This window comes from Halostagnicola sp. A-GB9-2 (assembly GCF_030068615.1).
In the GTDB taxonomy this organism is placed as follows: domain Archaea; phylum Halobacteriota; class Halobacteria; order Halobacteriales; family Natrialbaceae; genus Halostagnicola.
This window is the reverse complement of sequence record NZ_JASJOC010000001.1, coordinates 578224-594236: the sequence shown is the minus strand read 5'-3', so window position 1 is coordinate 594236 and position 16013 is coordinate 578224. Positions and strand designations below refer to the sequence as shown.

Below are 16013 nucleotides of genomic sequence, written 5' to 3'. Positions count from 1 at the left end.
GCGAGCAATTTTCTCTCTCACTGTCGATCAACCCCAAGTATGAGGTTACGCTCAACCGTTTTCGAGTGCCTATCGAAGCGCGTGTGAACGAGTCAGTTTCGAAGTCCGCTCGAGCTACTGGCCGACTGTCAGTCTCCGTTCGGAGCGGTAACGTTTTTCAGGTGACAAATAGTTAATTCGAGCCGTGTAGTTCGTCTCCGTTTTACTTTCACTTTCACTCTCCTGTTGGCGGAGATTGACATGCCTTCCTGAACGAGACGTATCTATGCTGGAAGAACTCTCCTGTACGTGCGAACACTGCGACCAGTCACTCGAGTCAGACCGACTGATACTCTCGATGCGAACCGAGGACGGAACGCGCCGAGCCTACGAGTGCGACTGCGGTGCAGTCACTATCACCATCGTCAGTGACGACGGAGCCGAAATCGGTCGTCCGGCGAATCGATAACGGCACCGAAATCGAGTGAGAGACTCGTCGATGTCGGTTCGCTCGGACCCAGAAAGACCGCCCATAGAAGCGTTTTCGGCCTAAAATAGGTTCTCGAGCCGGTCGTCGGCGAACTGCTCGGCCGGGTCTTCTTTCGGCTCGTCCTCTTGTTTTTGCGCTTCGCGGGCGCGTTCCATGAACTGGTCGATCCGGTCGGAACGCTCGACGCCACCGAGCAAGACGAGCGCGGCGACCCGATCGCTCTGCAGGGGGAAGTCGCCACCCCGGACCTGCATGCTCCCGGTTTCGTCCTCGAGCCAGCGGCGAGACTTCTCGACGCCTTTTCGCGGGATCACGTCGGGCTTCCCGGCGATGACGAGCAGCGCCGCATCGGCGGTCGTTGCATCCGGGAGACTCGTCCCGGTCAACAGGGACTGTCTCGAGACGTTCATCACGGTTCGAATGTTCTCCTCGCTGTCATCGGCGGCGACCTCGCTCGCGTAGCCGAGCGCGGCGACGCCGCCTTCCCGAAGCGTGTTGATAACTTCGCTGGAATCGACGACGCTTTCGCCGACGCCGTCTATCCCCTCGCCCGACGCGAAGAGGAGTCCAACACGTTGAGCGATGTTCTCGTTGATCGTTTCGAACGCTCCTTCGACGCTCTCTCCTTGTTCGTGCCAGGCGTCGTTGTCGACCAGGAGCGTCGAATCCGCCTCGCGGACGAGCGTCTTCAGAGACCGTCCAGCGTTCGCCTGATATAGCGCCCCTTCGTTCTGTCCTGGGAGGATCCCGAGCGCGTAGACGGGGATGTCGTAGACTCGCTGGAGGTTGTTGACGAGGACTGGAGCCCCACCACTGCCGGTCCCGCCACCGAGACCGGCGACGACGAATACCGCGTCCGCGCTCGAGGTAATCCGACCGTCGATACCGCCGATAACTTGGTCGATGTCACGTTGCATGATCTCTGCGCCGAGTTCGTTATCGCCGCCGACGCCGTGGCCGTTGACGCGGTCTGCACCGATGAGTTGCGTATCAACGAACTCGAGAGACTGGAGGTCTGCTTTCGCGGAGTTGACGGCGAACCCACCTTGAATCGCGTCGAACTCCATCTCGGCATCGAAACGGACGAGCCGTTCGGTTACCTTCCCACCAGCCTGACCTACTCCGATCAGGGCTACCTTCATACGACTCTCATGAGGGGGAGGGCTGTTGAACGTTGCGGGGTCGGTCGAGGGGAACCGGGTGTACATTTAAATACCGAGACGAGGCCAGGACCTCCATGAGCGATTTCGAGCGGCTCGAACGGCGACTCGCCGCCGTCGAACGGGCACTCACGGAGAGCGATCGACCGGTCCGCGACGTTCCGGAAACTGCCGCTATTGCCGACGATATCGACCGACTCGACGAACAAACGGAGGAGTTGGCCACTCGTATCGCCGAACTCGAGGGGAGTACACAGGCACTGCGCGGCTACGTCGGAAACGTTCGCTCGGTCAACGAGAGCGTCGAACGACGCGCGGATTCGGCAGTCGCAACCGTCGACCGACTCGAGCGTCGCGTCGAAGCGCTCGAAAGAGCAACGACGGACACGAACACTACCGTACTCGTTTCCGGAATGGATACACAGACGCACGCCCCTCCGACACGCGCGAGCGAGCAACGAGAACAGAATCACCTCACTCATCGTCGTCTCGGGGAATTGAACGGGATCGATCACCAGCAGGTCGAAGCCCAACTCGCCGCCCCCTCGCTATCGGACGAGAATGCGGGGGCGCGTGATTCGACGGGGACCGCTCCACCAGCAGTCGATGGATCGTCGACCGAGAGCGACGTCTCAACGCCAGATACCAGGGCCGGTCGATCTGACGATACTCCCCTTCTCGAGCGGATCCGACGCGTGCTTTCGTAAGGTGCTGTCCCAGTCGGTGACGATGGCTATCGGGGGATACCTCCCCGTCACTGCTCGAGGGTGTCCGACCGCGGGGAGCTACTCGCCGACGCGAATCTCGACGGGTCAGCTTCAATGGCAACCCATTTGAGCCCGTTTCCCGTTCGAACCGATATGTTCTACGAGCAACGAATGTCCGTGCCCGATTCGCCGGAGCAACTTCGATCGGAGTACGAAGCCGACCTCGAGGAGATCATCGAAACCACCGGTCTCGATCAGATCTCGCTGTTGACAGGGGTAGACGAGGAAACCCTCGAGGCGATCAGAACGGGTGAAACCCCGTCGCTGTCGCTCGAGGACGCGGCCCAGATCCAGTCACAGGGGACGGACGATCCGGATCCGGAGACGATCGAAACGATGGCCTGTGAACACCTTTTGCTCGGCATGTCGACGGCCGTCCTCGACGTCGACGCCGTCGAGAGCGAACTGGGGATCGATCTCGATGCGAAGGAAATCCAACAGAAAATCGAGCGTCGAGCGCCGATGTCGTTCGAGGAGTACGTCCACTTACAGCACGTCATCGCCGGTAACGCGCCCTAACGCAAACTACCCTTCGAGCACTTCGTAGGCCACGCCGGTATCACGGAGCGCGTCCGTAACCCGTCCGACGGAGTCGATCGTCACGACCGCGACCACCTCGAGGCCGCGTTCCGCCGCGTCGGCGGCGACTTCACCGGCGGCGAAGTTTACGGCCGGAGCAGTTCCGGCCTGTCGACAGGCGACGACGGCTTCGACGCCCGTCGCCACGACGAGGTCTGGGCCGTCGCAGGTCTCGCTGACGAACTCGTCGGAAATTTCCCGACTGCCACCCGTCCGGACTGCGGGAATCTGAAGAACCGTGACGGAGCCGGGCTCGAGTTCCATGACGCCCTCGAAACTCGTGACGCCGACGTCGGTGCCGGCCTCGGCGTCGGTCGTGGCGACGCCGGTTGCCGGGCCTTCCTCTCCAGGGCTCGCGTGTAACAGCCCTTCCTGAACGGACAGCGTCACGGTCTCTCCCTCCTCGATGTCGTCGGTCGCGATATAGGCGGCTTCGCTCATCGCGTCGAGAACGTCTCCGGTGACGTGATCTGCGAACCGGCGAACGTCGTCGGCGGCGGTAAAGAGCCAGTCGACACCCTCGTTGGTAACCCGGTATCGGGAACGCCCCTCTTTTTCGACGAGACCGTCGTCGACGAGTTCGCGGATGTACTCGCTGACCGCCTGACTCGTCACCCCGACGTCGTCTGCGATCTCTCCCTGGCTCACCGCAGGCTGGCGCTCGGCGATCTGGACGAGGATCCGAAACCGCGTCGCAGCTCGTTTGTTGTCGAGGACATCGACCATACACTGGTCGTTAGGCGACGACACCAAAAAGGGGTGTGGTCGCGGGGAGCGCCCTTTCCCCACCAACCGTCGCCGAACGAGGACGGTTCCGACCTTTTAACTCCCGGCGATTCGACGATTCGAGCATGTCTCGGCCGATATTGATCGATACCGATCCCGGATGCGACGACGCACTCGCACTTTTGCTCGCGCTCGAGCGCGACGAACTCGACGTCGTCGGCATCAGCACTGTCCACGGAAACGCGCCCGTCACCGACACGACGAGAAACGCCCGCTCGCTCCTCGAGTTCTTCGACCGAACCGAAATCTCGCTCTCGAAGGGGGCGACGCTTCCGCTTACGGTCGAACTCGAGACGGCCGAACACATCCACGGGGAGGGAGGGATCCGCGGCGAACTTCCGGAACCAACGAGTGAGACTGCACCGATCGAGGGACACGCCGCGCAGTTCATCGTCGAGACCGCACGGGAGTACGAGGGCGAGCTAACGCTCGCGGCGATCGGACCACTGACGAACGTCGCACTCGCGCTCGCGATCGAACCCGACCTTCCGGACCTGCTCGACGAACTGGTTATTATGGGCGGTGCAGCGTTTACTCCCGGAAACGTCACGCCGCTCGCGGAGGCCAATTTCCACTCGGATCCAGAGGCGGCGGCTCGAGTGGTTCGAGACGCAGAGCCGACGATCGTGGGACTCGACGTAACGAACGCCGCGAACCTCCCCGCCGACTGGATCGACTCGCTCCCCCAGGAGAGCCCGCTCGGCCGATCGATCGTCGAATGGCTCACCTACTACTCCGGAGACCAACTCGAGCAGTACGACTTCGAAACGACGGCGATTCACGACGCGCTGGCGATTGCAGGTATCGTCGACGAGGGGCTCCTCGAGACCGAATCCTACCACATGACTGTCGGCACCGACTCGGATATCGATCAGGGAGCGCTCGTCTGTGACGTAAACGACGTCACGGACGGAGAGCCGAACGGTTCGGTCGCACTCGAGGCCGACTTCGAACGGTATCGGGAGCTATTCACGGAGACGGTCGACCGAGTGGTCGCCGAACGCGGAAACTAGTTGTAAATCCGGCGGCCGATCGCGTTCTCTTCGATGAAATCCCAGTCGTACTCGACGCCGAGGCCTGGGTCGTCGGGAACCGGAACCGTTCCGTCGTCGTCGATGGACTCGAGCGCCTCCGAGTAGTCGCCGAGGTACACCGGCGGCTGGGTGTTCGCACAGTCGGGATGGACCAGCGCGAGTTCGTAGTAGTTCGCGTTCCGAATCGCGGCGATGCACTGTCGTTGTGCGGGCCCGGGCGCGTGAAACTCCACGTCGAGGCCGAACCCTTCGGCGATTCTGGCCCGCTTTATCGCGCCGGTAATTCCGCCGTCGTACTCGGGATCCGCACGGACGAAGTCGGTCGCGTCGTTCGCGATGAAGTCGGTAAAGGGCTCGAGCCCGCGGACGTGTTCGGTCTGGAGGATCGGCGTCTCGAGTGATTCCCGAAGCTTTCGGTGGGCGTGCTGGGAGATGCCGCCGTCGCGGTAGGGATCTTCGTACCAGAAAAAGTCCTGCTCGTCGCAGGCGCGGCCGACCTTGAGTGCGTCGCCGTAGGTCTGGTACTCACAAGCGGGGTCGATCATGAGGTCCATCTCGTCGCCGACGCGGTCGCCGACGGCGTGGACGGTTTCGATTTCGCGGTCGATATCCCGTGCGGCGTCGCTTCCGCCCCAGCCGTGTATTTTGAAGCCGGGGAAGCCAAGTTCGAGACACTCCTCGGCGAAGTCCGCGTAGGCCTCCGGCGAGTCGAGGCCGCCGTTGTCGTCGGCGTGATAGGTCGAGGCGTACGTCGGGAGTCGTTTCGTGTAGGTGCCGAGCAGTTCGTGAATCGGCACATCGTGGTACTTCCCGGCGAAGTCCCAGAGCGAGATATCGACCGGCCCAATTCCCATCCGGTCGTACTTTCGTAACCCTCGTTTGATCTCGCTCCAGTGGCGTTCGCGCTCAAGCGGGTTCTTCCCGATGAGATAGTCCGCAAACGTGTTGATCTGGGCGGCCGCCGGCGAGTTTCCGCCGACGTACTCGCCGGTGATCCCGACATCCGTTTCGATGCTGAGTGCGAACAACTTTCGCGTGGTCGTCGATCCGGGCTCGTAGACCAGATTGAACCCGTTCTCGTCCGTCCCGACGTCGGACAGTTCGTACGAGAACTCGATAGACTCGATTTCGGTGATCTGTGGTGGCACGACGAAAAGAGGGACGGCCACCTACATAAATTTCTGTCACGTGGGGGGACTGTGTACGCAATCGTCTAGGTTTCGTTCGTTCGCGGCATCGATCTGTTCGGCCACGACGCTGGGCCCCTCGAGCGCGGATCACCGAATCGTGTCCGGAATCCGCTCGATGACGTCCGTCGCGACGACACCGGGCCCCTTGTCTGCGGTCGCAAGTTCGCCGGTCTTCCCGAGAACCCAGGCGGCCAGTTCCGCGGCCTCGTCTCGAGCCATCCCCTGTCCGAGCAACGAGACGGTGATCCCGGCGAGGGTATCTCCCGTTCCGGCGACCGTCAGTGCGGACGTTCCGGTTTCGTTCTGACTCCGTTCGCCGCTCGCGACGATCTCGTCGACGGTACCCGTCAGCGTGAGGACGGCTCCGGTCTCGGCTGAAAACGCCTCGAGGGAGCCGTACGTCTCGCGGATCGGGTCGTCTTCGGCTTCGCTGGGTGTGAGGACCGCTCTAGAGAGGTCCGCCTCGAGTGCGGGTTCGATCGCGAGCGCGTCGACAACGATCGGAACGTCCGTCTCGGCGATCGTCGCTTGAACGGCGTCGCGTTCCGCCTCGACGAGCCCGGGTCCGATGACGAGCGCGTCGGCCCAACCCCCGAGCTTTCGGGCTTGCTCGAGCGCGTTTCCGGTGAAGCGCTCGTCCGGGTACCGGCTCACGAGCACGTTCGGCGAGTGGCCGGCGACAATCCCGTAGATTTCCTCGGGAACGAGCGCGCGGACGTGGTCGGATCCCGTTCTGAGCGCCGCCTGAGCGACGAGTGCAGGCTGGTTTGGATACTCGACCGTTCCGCCGATGATGCCGACGCGACCGTTTTCCGTCCCCGTCTCGCTACTCACACCGGCGAGCGTTTGCTGGAGTCGTCCCATACCGGGTGTTTCCGTCGGCGGGGGTAGGCGTTCGGCAAGCGTGCTCCGGGGAACTCGAGAGGGGGAGAAATTCGAGCCGATCGGCGAGTCGAGAGGGGGAGAAGCTACTACTACTGTTCGCGTTGAGTACGCATCGCAGAAAGCCACGATTGGAAGTTCTCTTCTCGCTATTCTGTCGATACATATCGTCCATCATCTATGAAAATAACTCCGTAAAACAACGACCTTTTGATTTGAAATCGACACCTCATAAACATATTATGAAAAATTTTAAGATAATCAATATGGATATTCATTGCCCACACATAATTAACTATCTTTATATTATTCATTAGCTCATATATGACATAATTTTAACTCGCTACCGGAGGAGTCGCTCACAGTCTTTAAACACTTCCAGCAATTTGGTATAAAGAGCTAATGAAACGCCCGACCCGTCAGAAAGAACGTGGTGAGCAGACATCGCATGAAACGACTGAACAAGAGGGCGTTCAGACCTGTCCTGAATGTGATTCGAGTTCACTCGTTCGAAGTGCAGATGAAAGCGAAGTCAGCTGCGAAGACTGCGGGTTGATCCTCGAGGAAGAAACGATCGATCGAGGGCCTGAATGGCGAGCATTCAACCACACCGAGCGCGATAATAAATCCCGTGTTGGAGCCCCAACAACGCAAACGATGCACGATAAGGGCTTGACGACGACGATCGACTGGAAAAACAAGGATGCCTATGGTCGATCTCTGTCTTCAGACAAACGGAGTCAGATGAACCGACTCCGGAAATGGCAAGAGCGCATTCGAACGAAAGATGCAGGTGAGCGGAATCTCCAGTTCGCGCTTTCGGAAACCGATCGAATGGCTTCCGCGTTAGGCGTTCCCCGATCCGTCCGGGAAGTTGCTAGCGTCCTCTATCGACGTGCTCTCGAGGAAGACCTCATTCGAGGACGCTCTATCGAAGGTGTAGCCACGAGTACACTCTACGCGGCCTGTCGAATGGAGGGCATTCCCAGGTCACTCGAAGAAGTTTCGGCGGTCTCTCGTGTTGATCGGAAAGAGATCGGACGCACATATCGATACGTGGCCCAGGAGCTCAATCTCGAGATGGAACCCGTCGATCCGAAAAAATACGTCCCGCGATTCTGTTCCGAACTCGATCTCCCTGAGGAGGTACAGGTGAAGGCCAACGAGATTATCGACACCTCAGCCGAGGAGGGGCTGTTGTCTGGTAAATCACCGACCGGCTATGCTGCAGCTGCAATCTATGCCAGCGGACTCCTTTGCAATGAAAAACGGACTCAACGGGAGGTTTCAGATGTCGCCCAGGTAACGGAGGTAACTATTCGAAACCGATATCAGGAACAGATCGAAGCGATGGGTCTCCCGACGTGATTTGACGTCCGCCTCGCCCTGAGGCACAAGGACTCCCGCGTTGGGATCTCGTGGTTTACGACAGAACGTGTTCTCGCGGTGCAAAGAGAAGTGTACGGCGCGAAGCTACTGGTTCGTTTCAACGAGTTCTGCCTCTCCGTATGTCTCGTCGACAGAAGTGACCCGAACAGTGGCCTGGATAGCCCCAATGTCTTCCTCGAGGAATAGAACGAATCCACTTTCCGTCTTGCAGACGAGTGTTCCATCAGATTTCTCGTCAACGATATCAACGGTAATAACGTCACCTAGCTCTGGTTTTCCACCAAGCGATTCTCCACATCGCCAGCAGTCCGTATCATATTCTGTCGATCCTTCCGGAGCATTATTCGCCCCACATCGTGGCGTTTCACACTTGATGAACGAGTCGTGTTTTCCCGGATGGTAGCGTCCCACATCGACACTGTATCCGCTCGTTCATAAAAACGTGCCGCCACGGTTGATTGGTTCGAGGCCGATGGACGGGATCCAATAGAATTTGTCTACGACACCGTCGCAGAGACGCCGATCCCGAAATGAACATATCGCCGTACACAAAGCTTGAACCGGTCAGGGAAAAGTCATCGTAAGTTATTTTTCCGGAAACCGCTCGAGAACTACGACGTCGAGGGTGGCGTGTTTCTCGGCGATGGCGATAAATCGGTGAAGTATGCCTGCCAACGACACGGCCTCGATTTCAGATGGGAAATTTCAAACTCCTTCAGTAATGTCTACGCAAAGCTGGCTGAAGAGTGGGTTAGATCGTTCGTCTTCACATGGACTCAGCTTATCAGAACACCGTGGAGCAGACGAGACGTTCTCTGAACACGGTGGGACAGACGAGCAGTGGAGAGGCGTCCGCGAATCGGAATTCGATCGCTAAAGCCCGATGATCTACCGGGTAGAAGGCTGGTGGCAGCGCAGACCTCTCAACGGAAACGAACGATCGACCCAAGAATCTAGTACGGTGGCGTCGTAGCACTACGCCATGTTCGAGGATCGAACCGACGCCGGCGATCGACTCGCATCGGAACTCGAGCGCCGCGGAACGACGGCCGATATCGTCCTCGGTATTCCTCGCGGCGCGCTCCCGGTCGCACGGCCGGTCGCAGACGCTCTTGGGGCGGAACTCGACGTAGTCGTCGCACGCAAACTGGGCGCGCCGAACAACCCTGAACTCGCGTTAGGTGCGGTCGCCAGCGAGGGGAGCGTCTGGCTTAACGACGCGCTCGTCGAGCGGTTGAACGTCTCCGAATCGCATCTCGAGTCGGTTCGCGCCGACGAGGCCGAAAACGCCCGCGAAAAGGCCGACAGATATCGAGAGACGCCCGGACTTCCGGATCTCGAGGGAAAACACGTGGTGGTCGTCGACGACGGCGTGGCGACGGGAGCGACCGCGATCGCGTGTCTTAGACAGGTCCGTGAGGCAAACGCGGCTCACGTAACCCTGGCCGTTCCCGTCGGGCCATCGGACTCGCTCGCTGATCTCGAGGACGAAGCCGACGACGTGATCGCGCTGCGTTCGCCGGCGGACTTCCGGGCCGTCGGTCAGTACTACCGGACGTTCGGACAGGTGACTGATGAAGAGGCTATCGAGTACCTCGATCACGGGTAGGGGTGGACTCGAGAATCCGTCGTCTCCCACGGATCACGAGGTCGACGATCGACTCATAATAAACGTAAAGAGGAACAGTCCGGCAGCGACGAGTGCAACGTTCGTCAGGCCGTATTCGAGCATCCCGATGATGCTGCCGCCCCAGACGAGGAGCCAGGCGAACGCCGCCGACAGAACGGCGTTCAGGATGGCGAGTATCCGCGGATCGCCCTCGGAGGACTCGAGCCCGTCTCGAAAGCCGGCTCGATCGTCGTCGGAGTCGCTCATGGCAGAACAGGTGTTCGTCGCTTACTTAGTCGTTTCTGTGGCCGGATTTTGAGGCTCGCCCACGGGTTTGGTTCTCCGGTGTCAACCCTGAAACGGGCGCTCGGAGCACGCGTTCTTCTCCCTGTTCGTTCGGGAACCGATTCTCGAGCGTTTCGGCTTGCTCCCATTCGTCGTCGGTGACAAGCGATGCCTCGAGCTCGGATCGAAGTTCGGATTCCTCGAGACCGGTTCCGATGAATACGAGTTTGGTCTCTCGGTCGCCGTGATCGTCGTCCCATTCGAGATTCGGTCGGTTCGACCGGTACAGCTGTCGGTCGACTTCGGGAAGGGCCGCGATCCACGGCCCCCGAACCGTCGCCCGAATCGAGGGGCCCGCCTGACCGATTCCGAGTTTGATGTCCCGACCCGCGACCCACGCGACTCCCTTCGACCGGATAACGTTCTCGGGGAGTGATTGGAGGAACTCGAGGAACCGCTTTGGGTGGAACGGACGTCGCTTGCGGTAGACGAACGAATCCACGCCGTAGACTTCGTCGGGATGGCGGTGGTCGTGATCCGTTTCGCTGTGGTTGCCGTCCGTCTCGTCGTCGCTGTGGCCGGTCTCGTCGTCGTTGTGATCGACATTTTCGCGTTCGGCGCGTTCGTCTTCCGCGAGCGCGCGTTGCCAACCCGCGAGCTCACCGAGTTCGTCGGGATCGAATCGGTCCGCCTCGAGGAGTCGATCCGGATCGACGGCGCTGAACGTAGTTCGAATCAACCTTGCATCCGGTTGGAGTGCGTTCACGAGCGCTTCCGCCCGGTCGAGTTCCTCCTCGGTACACAGATCGGTCTTATTGAGCAGGACGATCGAGGCGACCTCGAGCTGTTCGATTAGGAGATCAGAGAGCGGTCGCACGGATTCGTCCTGGTTCGACCCGGGACCCCCTCCGTCGTTCGCCCCTCGGCGTTCCGGTATCGATTCCCCCTCGAACGAGTCGAGAAAGAGCCGCGTATCGAGGACGGTGACCAGCGAATCGATTTCGTACCGGGCCGCGACGCGAGAGGTCGTCGTAAAGAGCCGCGCAACCGGTTCGGGCTCGGAAATGCCCGAGGATTCGACGATCAGCTGGTCGAACTCCCGCTCTCGAGCAAGCCTGACGACCGCCGTCTCGAGATCGTCCTGGAGTTCACAACAGATACAGCCGTTCGACAGCTCGGCGACACCCCCCTCGACCTCGAGTTCCGAGTCCGCCGCGACGAGTTCGGCGTCGACGTTGACCTCGCCCATGTCGTTGACAAGGACGGCGAGGTCGCGCTCCCCAGCGTTTCGGAGAAGATGATTGAGTAACGTGGTTTTGCCGGCACCGAGGCTCCCGGACAGGACCGTCACGGGAACCGTATCCTGTTGCATGCGTTCCGGTATGCACCCCACGACCTACAAAGGTTGTAGTCCCGACTAATCGGGACTCAGTTTAGTCTGATCGGGATTCAGTTCGATTTGTTCGAGGGTCAGTAACCGACCGATCAGTTTGTGACGATCGAATCGTCAGTTGCAGCCAACGCGGCCTTCTCGTCGGATGCACCAGATAGCTCCTCAACCGCGTTGGTCGGCGCGGTCGATTCGGTAGTCGAGTCGTTGGCCTCGATCGTGTGTCCCGTCTCGACGTGGTGGGTGATCGCGAGCCCAGATCGATCGCTCGTCGAGTACTCATCGTCCGCCGGAAGCATCCAGTCACAGTCGAGACAATAGTGGCTTGCATCCGGTACTGAATTGCCGTCTGACTCAGCTTCGCCCCCGCTCGCGTCGACGGGCTGGTCTCCCGACTCCTCGAGCGTGATTGTCGGACCGCCATCGCTGTCGTCTTGCTCGACGACGATGTGATAGCCCTGATACGTAAATTCGACGGTTCCGTATCTCGATTCTCCGTTCCGTCTCGTTTCGAAAAGTTCGTCGAGCGCCTCGGGGTTAATAACGTCGTACAGTGGCGCATCGAGTTCTGTTGGATCTATTCCTTCTTTCTCGGCGATTTTTCGAACTACCTGGACACTTAGTGGCTGTGAGTTGGACCGTGTCTCGAGTGGTCCAGAGAGTGTTGTTTCCATTGGTCTGTTTCAAGGCTTGACTCGGTATAAAGACTCGGGAATAATCACTTTCGAATCCCTCGCAAGCAACCAAAAAACGAACGATTCCGGATTTCAGCCACGAGTGACCGAAAAGATCCATTCAACGAACGATCTAAAACAAAATGATTGTTCATGTTAGTCTTACTCGTCTAAAGTTGACTCGAGAAAGACCGAAGCGGGAGAGTCACGCTCACTCCGTAGTAATATCTCGTCGGTGATGTCATATCCACGGTTATCGATCGTTGTTGCGATGCGTGTGATCTCGTCGTTCGAGGCGCCAACGACTCGAATGTGGACGTTTTTCCTCCCGGTCATCATTTCGCGAACATTGACGACGCCGTCGATTTTGTGAGCGGACTCGACGAGCGACTCTCGCTCGGCGATTGGAACCGTACAGATGAACAGGACTTCGAGCGGGAGTCCCGCCAGTTCGTAGTCGATTTTCGGGCGATATCCCAGAATCACTCCTCGCTCCTCGAGTCTCGTTATACGTTTTCCAACCGTGCTCGGGGAGACGCCGACCTGCTCGCTGATATCGGCGTTGGAGTTATTCCGCGCGTCCTGTTGGAGGGCGTACAGAATCTCCCGATCGATATCATCGAGGTCTTCAGACATGCTATCGCAGAAACCATCGTGGGTGCGTATAAACGGTCGGCATGAATCACCTAGCCGGCAAGTCGGTAGCGCTCTCACGGACGCCGTATCGTAGACAACGGCACTCGAGAGCGTGCGCTCTGAACGACGGCACTCGAGAATAACGCCGTAGACGGCCCTCTCGAGGATGCCGTTCGGGAACAGCAGATTCACCCGAGGACCGTGCCAAGGGAACCGGAACCTACTCTTCGGCGATTCGGCTGCCACCGGGCGGCATGAAGTGTTGAATCTTGTCCGGGCTGGCGATCTTCCGGACGAACGATTCGTCTTCGAACCGTTCGCGGAGTTGACGGTAGATCCGCTTTGCCGCGTCGGCCTGTGCGTACCGTCCTGGTTCGATATCGATCGTCGTCACCGCCCGCTCTTCGATCGCCGACGGCGGACCGCCGATGACGCGCGTATAGGGCTCACACTGGACCCCTACAGTGACACTGACTGGCGTACTTTCGTGATACGTTCGATCGCCCCGAACCGCGAAGCCCCCCTTCTCGAGGTACTCGCCGCTTTCGGGCGTTTTCGTCACCTGATCGGAGTCGACGACGTAGACGTCGCCTGCGTACCGTCCGTCCTTCCAGACCGACGAATAGGAGACTGCGAACTGTGCCGCCTCCTCGACGCTCGAGTCGGGAATCTCGATATCTTCCGAGGAGGCCTCGCTCGGATCGGTCGCTTTAAGCACGGTGACGGGCCCGCCGTGGGCCTGCGTGTGGAGCACCTTGTCGCCGCGCTCTAAGTACTTCTTGACCAACTCTTCGTTCTGATCCGCGTTGCGGCCGCCGATGACGAGAAAGTCGTCGCTCGTGTGAAACCACCGGAACCGGTCGAACCACGGTTCGTTCTCGCGGATCGGAATCGACGACTGTGAGAGCCAATCGCGGTCCGCCCGTCCGTCAGCCGCGTCCTCGCCGTCGTCGTCTTCACCGTCGTCCGCTTCCCATTCCTCCCGTCGACGCTTCGCGTCCTCGAGGTCCTCGCGAGTGTCTTCGATGGCCGCGAGCGCCCCTTCTTTCTTCTCGGCGATCTGTTTGGCTTCCGTATAAAGTTTGTCCGCGTTCTGCTCGAGACCTTCGTGAGCCAGTAGACCGATCCGTTCGCCGTCGATATCGACGGTCACCGTCCCCTCGCTACCGTCGACGTCGACGACGGCCTCGGCGGCTTCGATGCCGCGGTCTTTGCCCTCCTCGAACCGTTCCTCGATTTCGTCCCACGGACGGTCCTGTTCTCGCGCCTCCCGTACCGTCGAGAGGATGTCGTCGACGAGGTCGTAGTTCGCGTACAGCAACTCCGCCTGCTCGCGCTGGGCCTCTGCCTGTTGTTCGAATCCTTCGATGGCTCCCTCCTGCTGTTCGATGATCCGTTCGTATTTCGCGACCTCTTCCTCGAAATCCGGCCGTTGATCGGTCGGGTCCGGCTCCTCGTCCTCGAGTTCCATTCGGAAAAAGTAGTCGTCGAGTGCCGTCGCGAAGCTGTCGTAGGCCTCGCCGGCGAGTTCCGCGTGTTCCTCGAGCGGGAACGGAGTGACGTCGACGACGCTGTTTGACGAGCGGTCGTCATCGCCGTCGGCGTTCCCGTCGGAGTCGCTCGAGGACTCCTCGGCGTCGACGTAGATACGCGGATCGAAATTTCCGTTTCGGATATCGAGTGCGAGTCGCTCGATGGCCTCGTAAATCGCGTCGTACTCGTCCTCGGTCGCGTCTTCGATGTCGAGGGCCTTCTCGACGCCCGCGCGGGTACAGACCTCTTCGGCGTATAGTCCGCCGAAGTTCAACTGCGTCGCGAGCGTTCGAACGACGTCCGTATCGGAGTCCTCCATCTCGAGGTCGAACGCCTCGCGGGAGACCGTCAGCGGATTCGTCCGCGAGTCAGGAAATTCGTACCTCGAGCCGGGGACAACGGTTCGGGATTTGAGCCGGACGGTCTCGAGGCAGTCGATTACCTCGTACTCGCCGTCGGTCACCGCGATATTGCCCTGTCCGAACAGTTCGACGATGATCCTCGTGGTTCCGTCCTCGCGCTCGAAGACGAACTCGAGAATACGGTCGAACTCGAACTGCTCGACGCCCGCGAAATCCGCCCCGGAGAGTCGGTTTCGGAGCATCATTGCGAACTGCGGCGGTCGTCCGGGAGCGTCCGGAACGCGCGTCGGGTCGACCGTGTGGGCGCGCTTGGTCTCGCCGACCTCGCAGATGAGTTCCGTGCGACCTCGATCGAAATCGCGCATCTTCAGCCGCAAGAGGTCGTCGCCGTAGAGATAGGCCTTGTCGACCTTCGCGCCCTCGTAGGCACTCAGTTCGCGAACGAGCGCGGCGAGGTCGACGCTGGTGAGTTCCCGCTTCGGATCCATACCTCCAACTGCTTCGCGCGGCCCAAAAGGCGTGTCGTTCCGCACGACGATGCCTCGAGTGAGATGGCTGGCGTTCTACTACCGTTCGAACGGCGGGGATGTGGTTCCCGAGGCCTGTTACCAGAAGTCAAACTCCAGGTCCGAGAGCACTTCTAATCCGTCGGAAACGGAACTCGAGGTTTCGGCCGGCTCAGTCGTAATGTCTTCTGTCACTGCCGTTTCGTCGTCCGACGTAACGTCCGAGATCTCTACCGATTCGTTCGACGTTTGCACCGATTCGTTCGTGACCTCTTGTGAGACCTCCGTTGAATCGTATTCCGTCGCTCCGTCGTCCGAAAAGTCGTCCGCTGGAGTATCCGGTTCGTCAGGTAACTCGAAATCGTATTCGTCGGCGACGTTTTCCGCCGCCTCTGCCTGCTCGAGTGACTCTTCGTAGCTCTCCGTTGCCGAATTCGAGACTTCGTCGGGCAGCTGTGCCGTCGCGGATCCGGTAAATAGCGCGCCGCTCACCGCGGCGACGCCCGTCGCTTGTAACACGGACCGTCGATCGTACCGGGACTGTGCTCGCTCGCTTGTATTCGTGTCGTCCATTAGTATCACTGCTCGCAGGGAGCACCTGATTCCCATCGAACGAGGGAGTAAAACCCCAGTATTGTCGATACGAACACTCTCGACTAGTCGAACGTTTGTTTCGATCTTCACCGTCTTTGGGGTGACACTACGAACGAGTGGACGCGACTAGCGTTCAGTATCCCCTCCTTTCGAGTCCGTCGCTACGAG

At 59.8% G+C, this 16013-nt stretch carries 17 protein-coding genes; 6 read left to right on the top strand and 11 right to left on the bottom strand.

The window, feature by feature from the left end:
- The first annotated feature begins 265 nt into the window (after positions 1-265).
- Entirely contained in the window at positions 266-448 is a 183-nt protein-coding gene (locus tag QNM96_RS02990; RefSeq protein WP_283834524.1) for a hypothetical protein, read from the top strand.
- Positions 449-528: 80 nt separating this feature from the next.
- On the opposite strand, the gene QNM96_RS02985 is transcribed toward QNM96_RS02990, so the two are convergent.
- Positions 529-1611, bottom strand: coding sequence for a tubulin/FtsZ family protein (locus QNM96_RS02985; RefSeq protein WP_283834523.1), 1083 nt, complete (start codon positions 1609-1611; stop codon positions 529-531).
- A gap of 95 nt (positions 1612-1706) precedes the next feature.
- On the opposite strand from QNM96_RS02985, the gene QNM96_RS02980 reads away from it, so the two are divergent.
- Both QNM96_RS02980 and QNM96_RS02975 read left to right on the top strand, forming a co-directional pair.
- Entirely contained in the window at positions 1707-2336 is a 630-nt protein-coding gene (locus QNM96_RS02980; RefSeq protein ID WP_283834522.1) for a hypothetical protein, read from the top strand.
- A gap of 153 nt (positions 2337-2489) precedes the next feature.
- Positions 2490-2915 carry a DUF5791 family protein gene (locus QNM96_RS02975; protein ID WP_283834521.1) on the top strand — a complete coding sequence of 142 codons (426 nt, stop codon included), beginning with the start codon at positions 2490-2492 and terminating at the stop codon, positions 2913-2915.
- Positions 2916-2921: 6 nt separating this feature from the next.
- Here QNM96_RS02975 and QNM96_RS02970 read toward each other — a convergent pair whose 3' ends face one another.
- A complete protein-coding gene (locus tag QNM96_RS02970) occupies positions 2922-3701 on the bottom strand; it encodes a winged helix-turn-helix transcriptional regulator (protein WP_283834520.1) in 780 nt (259 codons plus the stop codon).
- A gap of 125 nt (positions 3702-3826) precedes the next feature.
- Here QNM96_RS02970 and QNM96_RS02965 point away from each other — a divergent pair, with 125 nt between their 5' ends.
- On the top strand, positions 3827-4774 hold the full coding sequence (locus QNM96_RS02965; protein ID WP_283834519.1) for a nucleoside hydrolase: 948 nt from the start codon (positions 3827-3829) through the stop codon (positions 4772-4774).
- On the opposite strand, the gene QNM96_RS02960 is transcribed toward QNM96_RS02965, so the two are convergent.
- Both QNM96_RS02960 and QNM96_RS02955 read right to left on the bottom strand, forming a co-directional pair.
- Positions 4771-5943, bottom strand: coding sequence for an enolase C-terminal domain-like protein (locus QNM96_RS02960; RefSeq protein WP_283834518.1), 1173 nt, complete (start codon positions 5941-5943; stop codon positions 4771-4773). The genes QNM96_RS02965 and QNM96_RS02960 overlap by 4 nt on opposite strands.
- Positions 5944-6072: 129 nt before the next feature.
- Positions 6073-6849, bottom strand: a complete 777-nt coding sequence (locus QNM96_RS02955) for an NAD(P)H-hydrate dehydratase (protein WP_283834517.1) — start codon at positions 6847-6849, stop codon at positions 6073-6075.
- 420 nt (positions 6850-7269) lie between these two features.
- Here QNM96_RS02955 and QNM96_RS02950 point away from each other — a divergent pair, with 420 nt between their 5' ends.
- Positions 7270-8235, top strand: a complete 966-nt coding sequence (locus tag QNM96_RS02950) for a transcription initiation factor IIB (RefSeq protein ID WP_283834516.1) — start codon at positions 7270-7272, stop codon at positions 8233-8235.
- 105 nt (positions 8236-8340) lie between these two features.
- Here the strand turns inward: QNM96_RS02950 and QNM96_RS02945 are convergent, their stop codons facing one another.
- Positions 8341-8667 (bottom strand): TRAM domain-containing protein, encoded by a 327-nt coding sequence (locus tag QNM96_RS02945; RefSeq protein ID WP_283834515.1) that lies wholly within the window; start codon positions 8665-8667, stop codon positions 8341-8343.
- A gap of 571 nt (positions 8668-9238) precedes the next feature.
- On the opposite strand from QNM96_RS02945, the gene QNM96_RS02940 reads away from it, so the two are divergent.
- Positions 9239-9865: a phosphoribosyltransferase family protein gene (locus QNM96_RS02940; protein WP_283834514.1), complete on the top strand. Its 627-nt coding sequence runs from the start codon at positions 9239-9241 to the stop codon at positions 9863-9865.
- Between the two features lie 33 nt (positions 9866-9898).
- On the opposite strand, the gene QNM96_RS02935 is transcribed toward QNM96_RS02940, so the two are convergent.
- The 6 genes from QNM96_RS02935 to QNM96_RS02910 all read right to left on the bottom strand — a co-directional run bounded on the left by QNM96_RS02935 (position 9899) and on the right by QNM96_RS02910 (position 15824).
- Positions 9899-10132 (bottom strand): hypothetical protein, encoded by a 234-nt coding sequence (locus QNM96_RS02935; RefSeq protein ID WP_283834513.1) that lies wholly within the window; start codon positions 10130-10132, stop codon positions 9899-9901.
- A gap of 25 nt (positions 10133-10157) precedes the next feature.
- A complete protein-coding gene (locus QNM96_RS02930; protein ID WP_283834512.1) occupies positions 10158-11522 on the bottom strand; it encodes a GTP-binding protein in 1365 nt (454 codons plus the stop codon).
- A gap of 113 nt (positions 11523-11635) precedes the next feature.
- Positions 11636-12214 carry a HalOD1 output domain-containing protein gene (locus QNM96_RS22900; protein WP_345782512.1) on the bottom strand — a complete coding sequence of 193 codons (579 nt, stop codon included), beginning with the start codon at positions 12212-12214 and terminating at the stop codon, positions 11636-11638.
- A 162-nt stretch (positions 12215-12376) separates the two neighbouring features.
- A complete protein-coding gene (locus QNM96_RS02920; protein WP_283834511.1) occupies positions 12377-12850 on the bottom strand; it encodes an Lrp/AsnC family transcriptional regulator in 474 nt (157 codons plus the stop codon).
- 220 nt (positions 12851-13070) lie between these two features.
- Positions 13071-15233 (bottom strand): ribosome rescue protein RqcH, encoded by a 2163-nt coding sequence (gene rqcH / locus QNM96_RS02915; protein WP_283834510.1) that lies wholly within the window; start codon positions 15231-15233, stop codon positions 13071-13073.
- Between the two features lie 117 nt (positions 15234-15350).
- Positions 15351-15824, bottom strand: coding sequence for a hypothetical protein (locus tag QNM96_RS02910; protein WP_283834509.1), 474 nt, complete (start codon positions 15822-15824; stop codon positions 15351-15353).
- Positions 15825-16013: the final 189 nt, after the last annotated feature.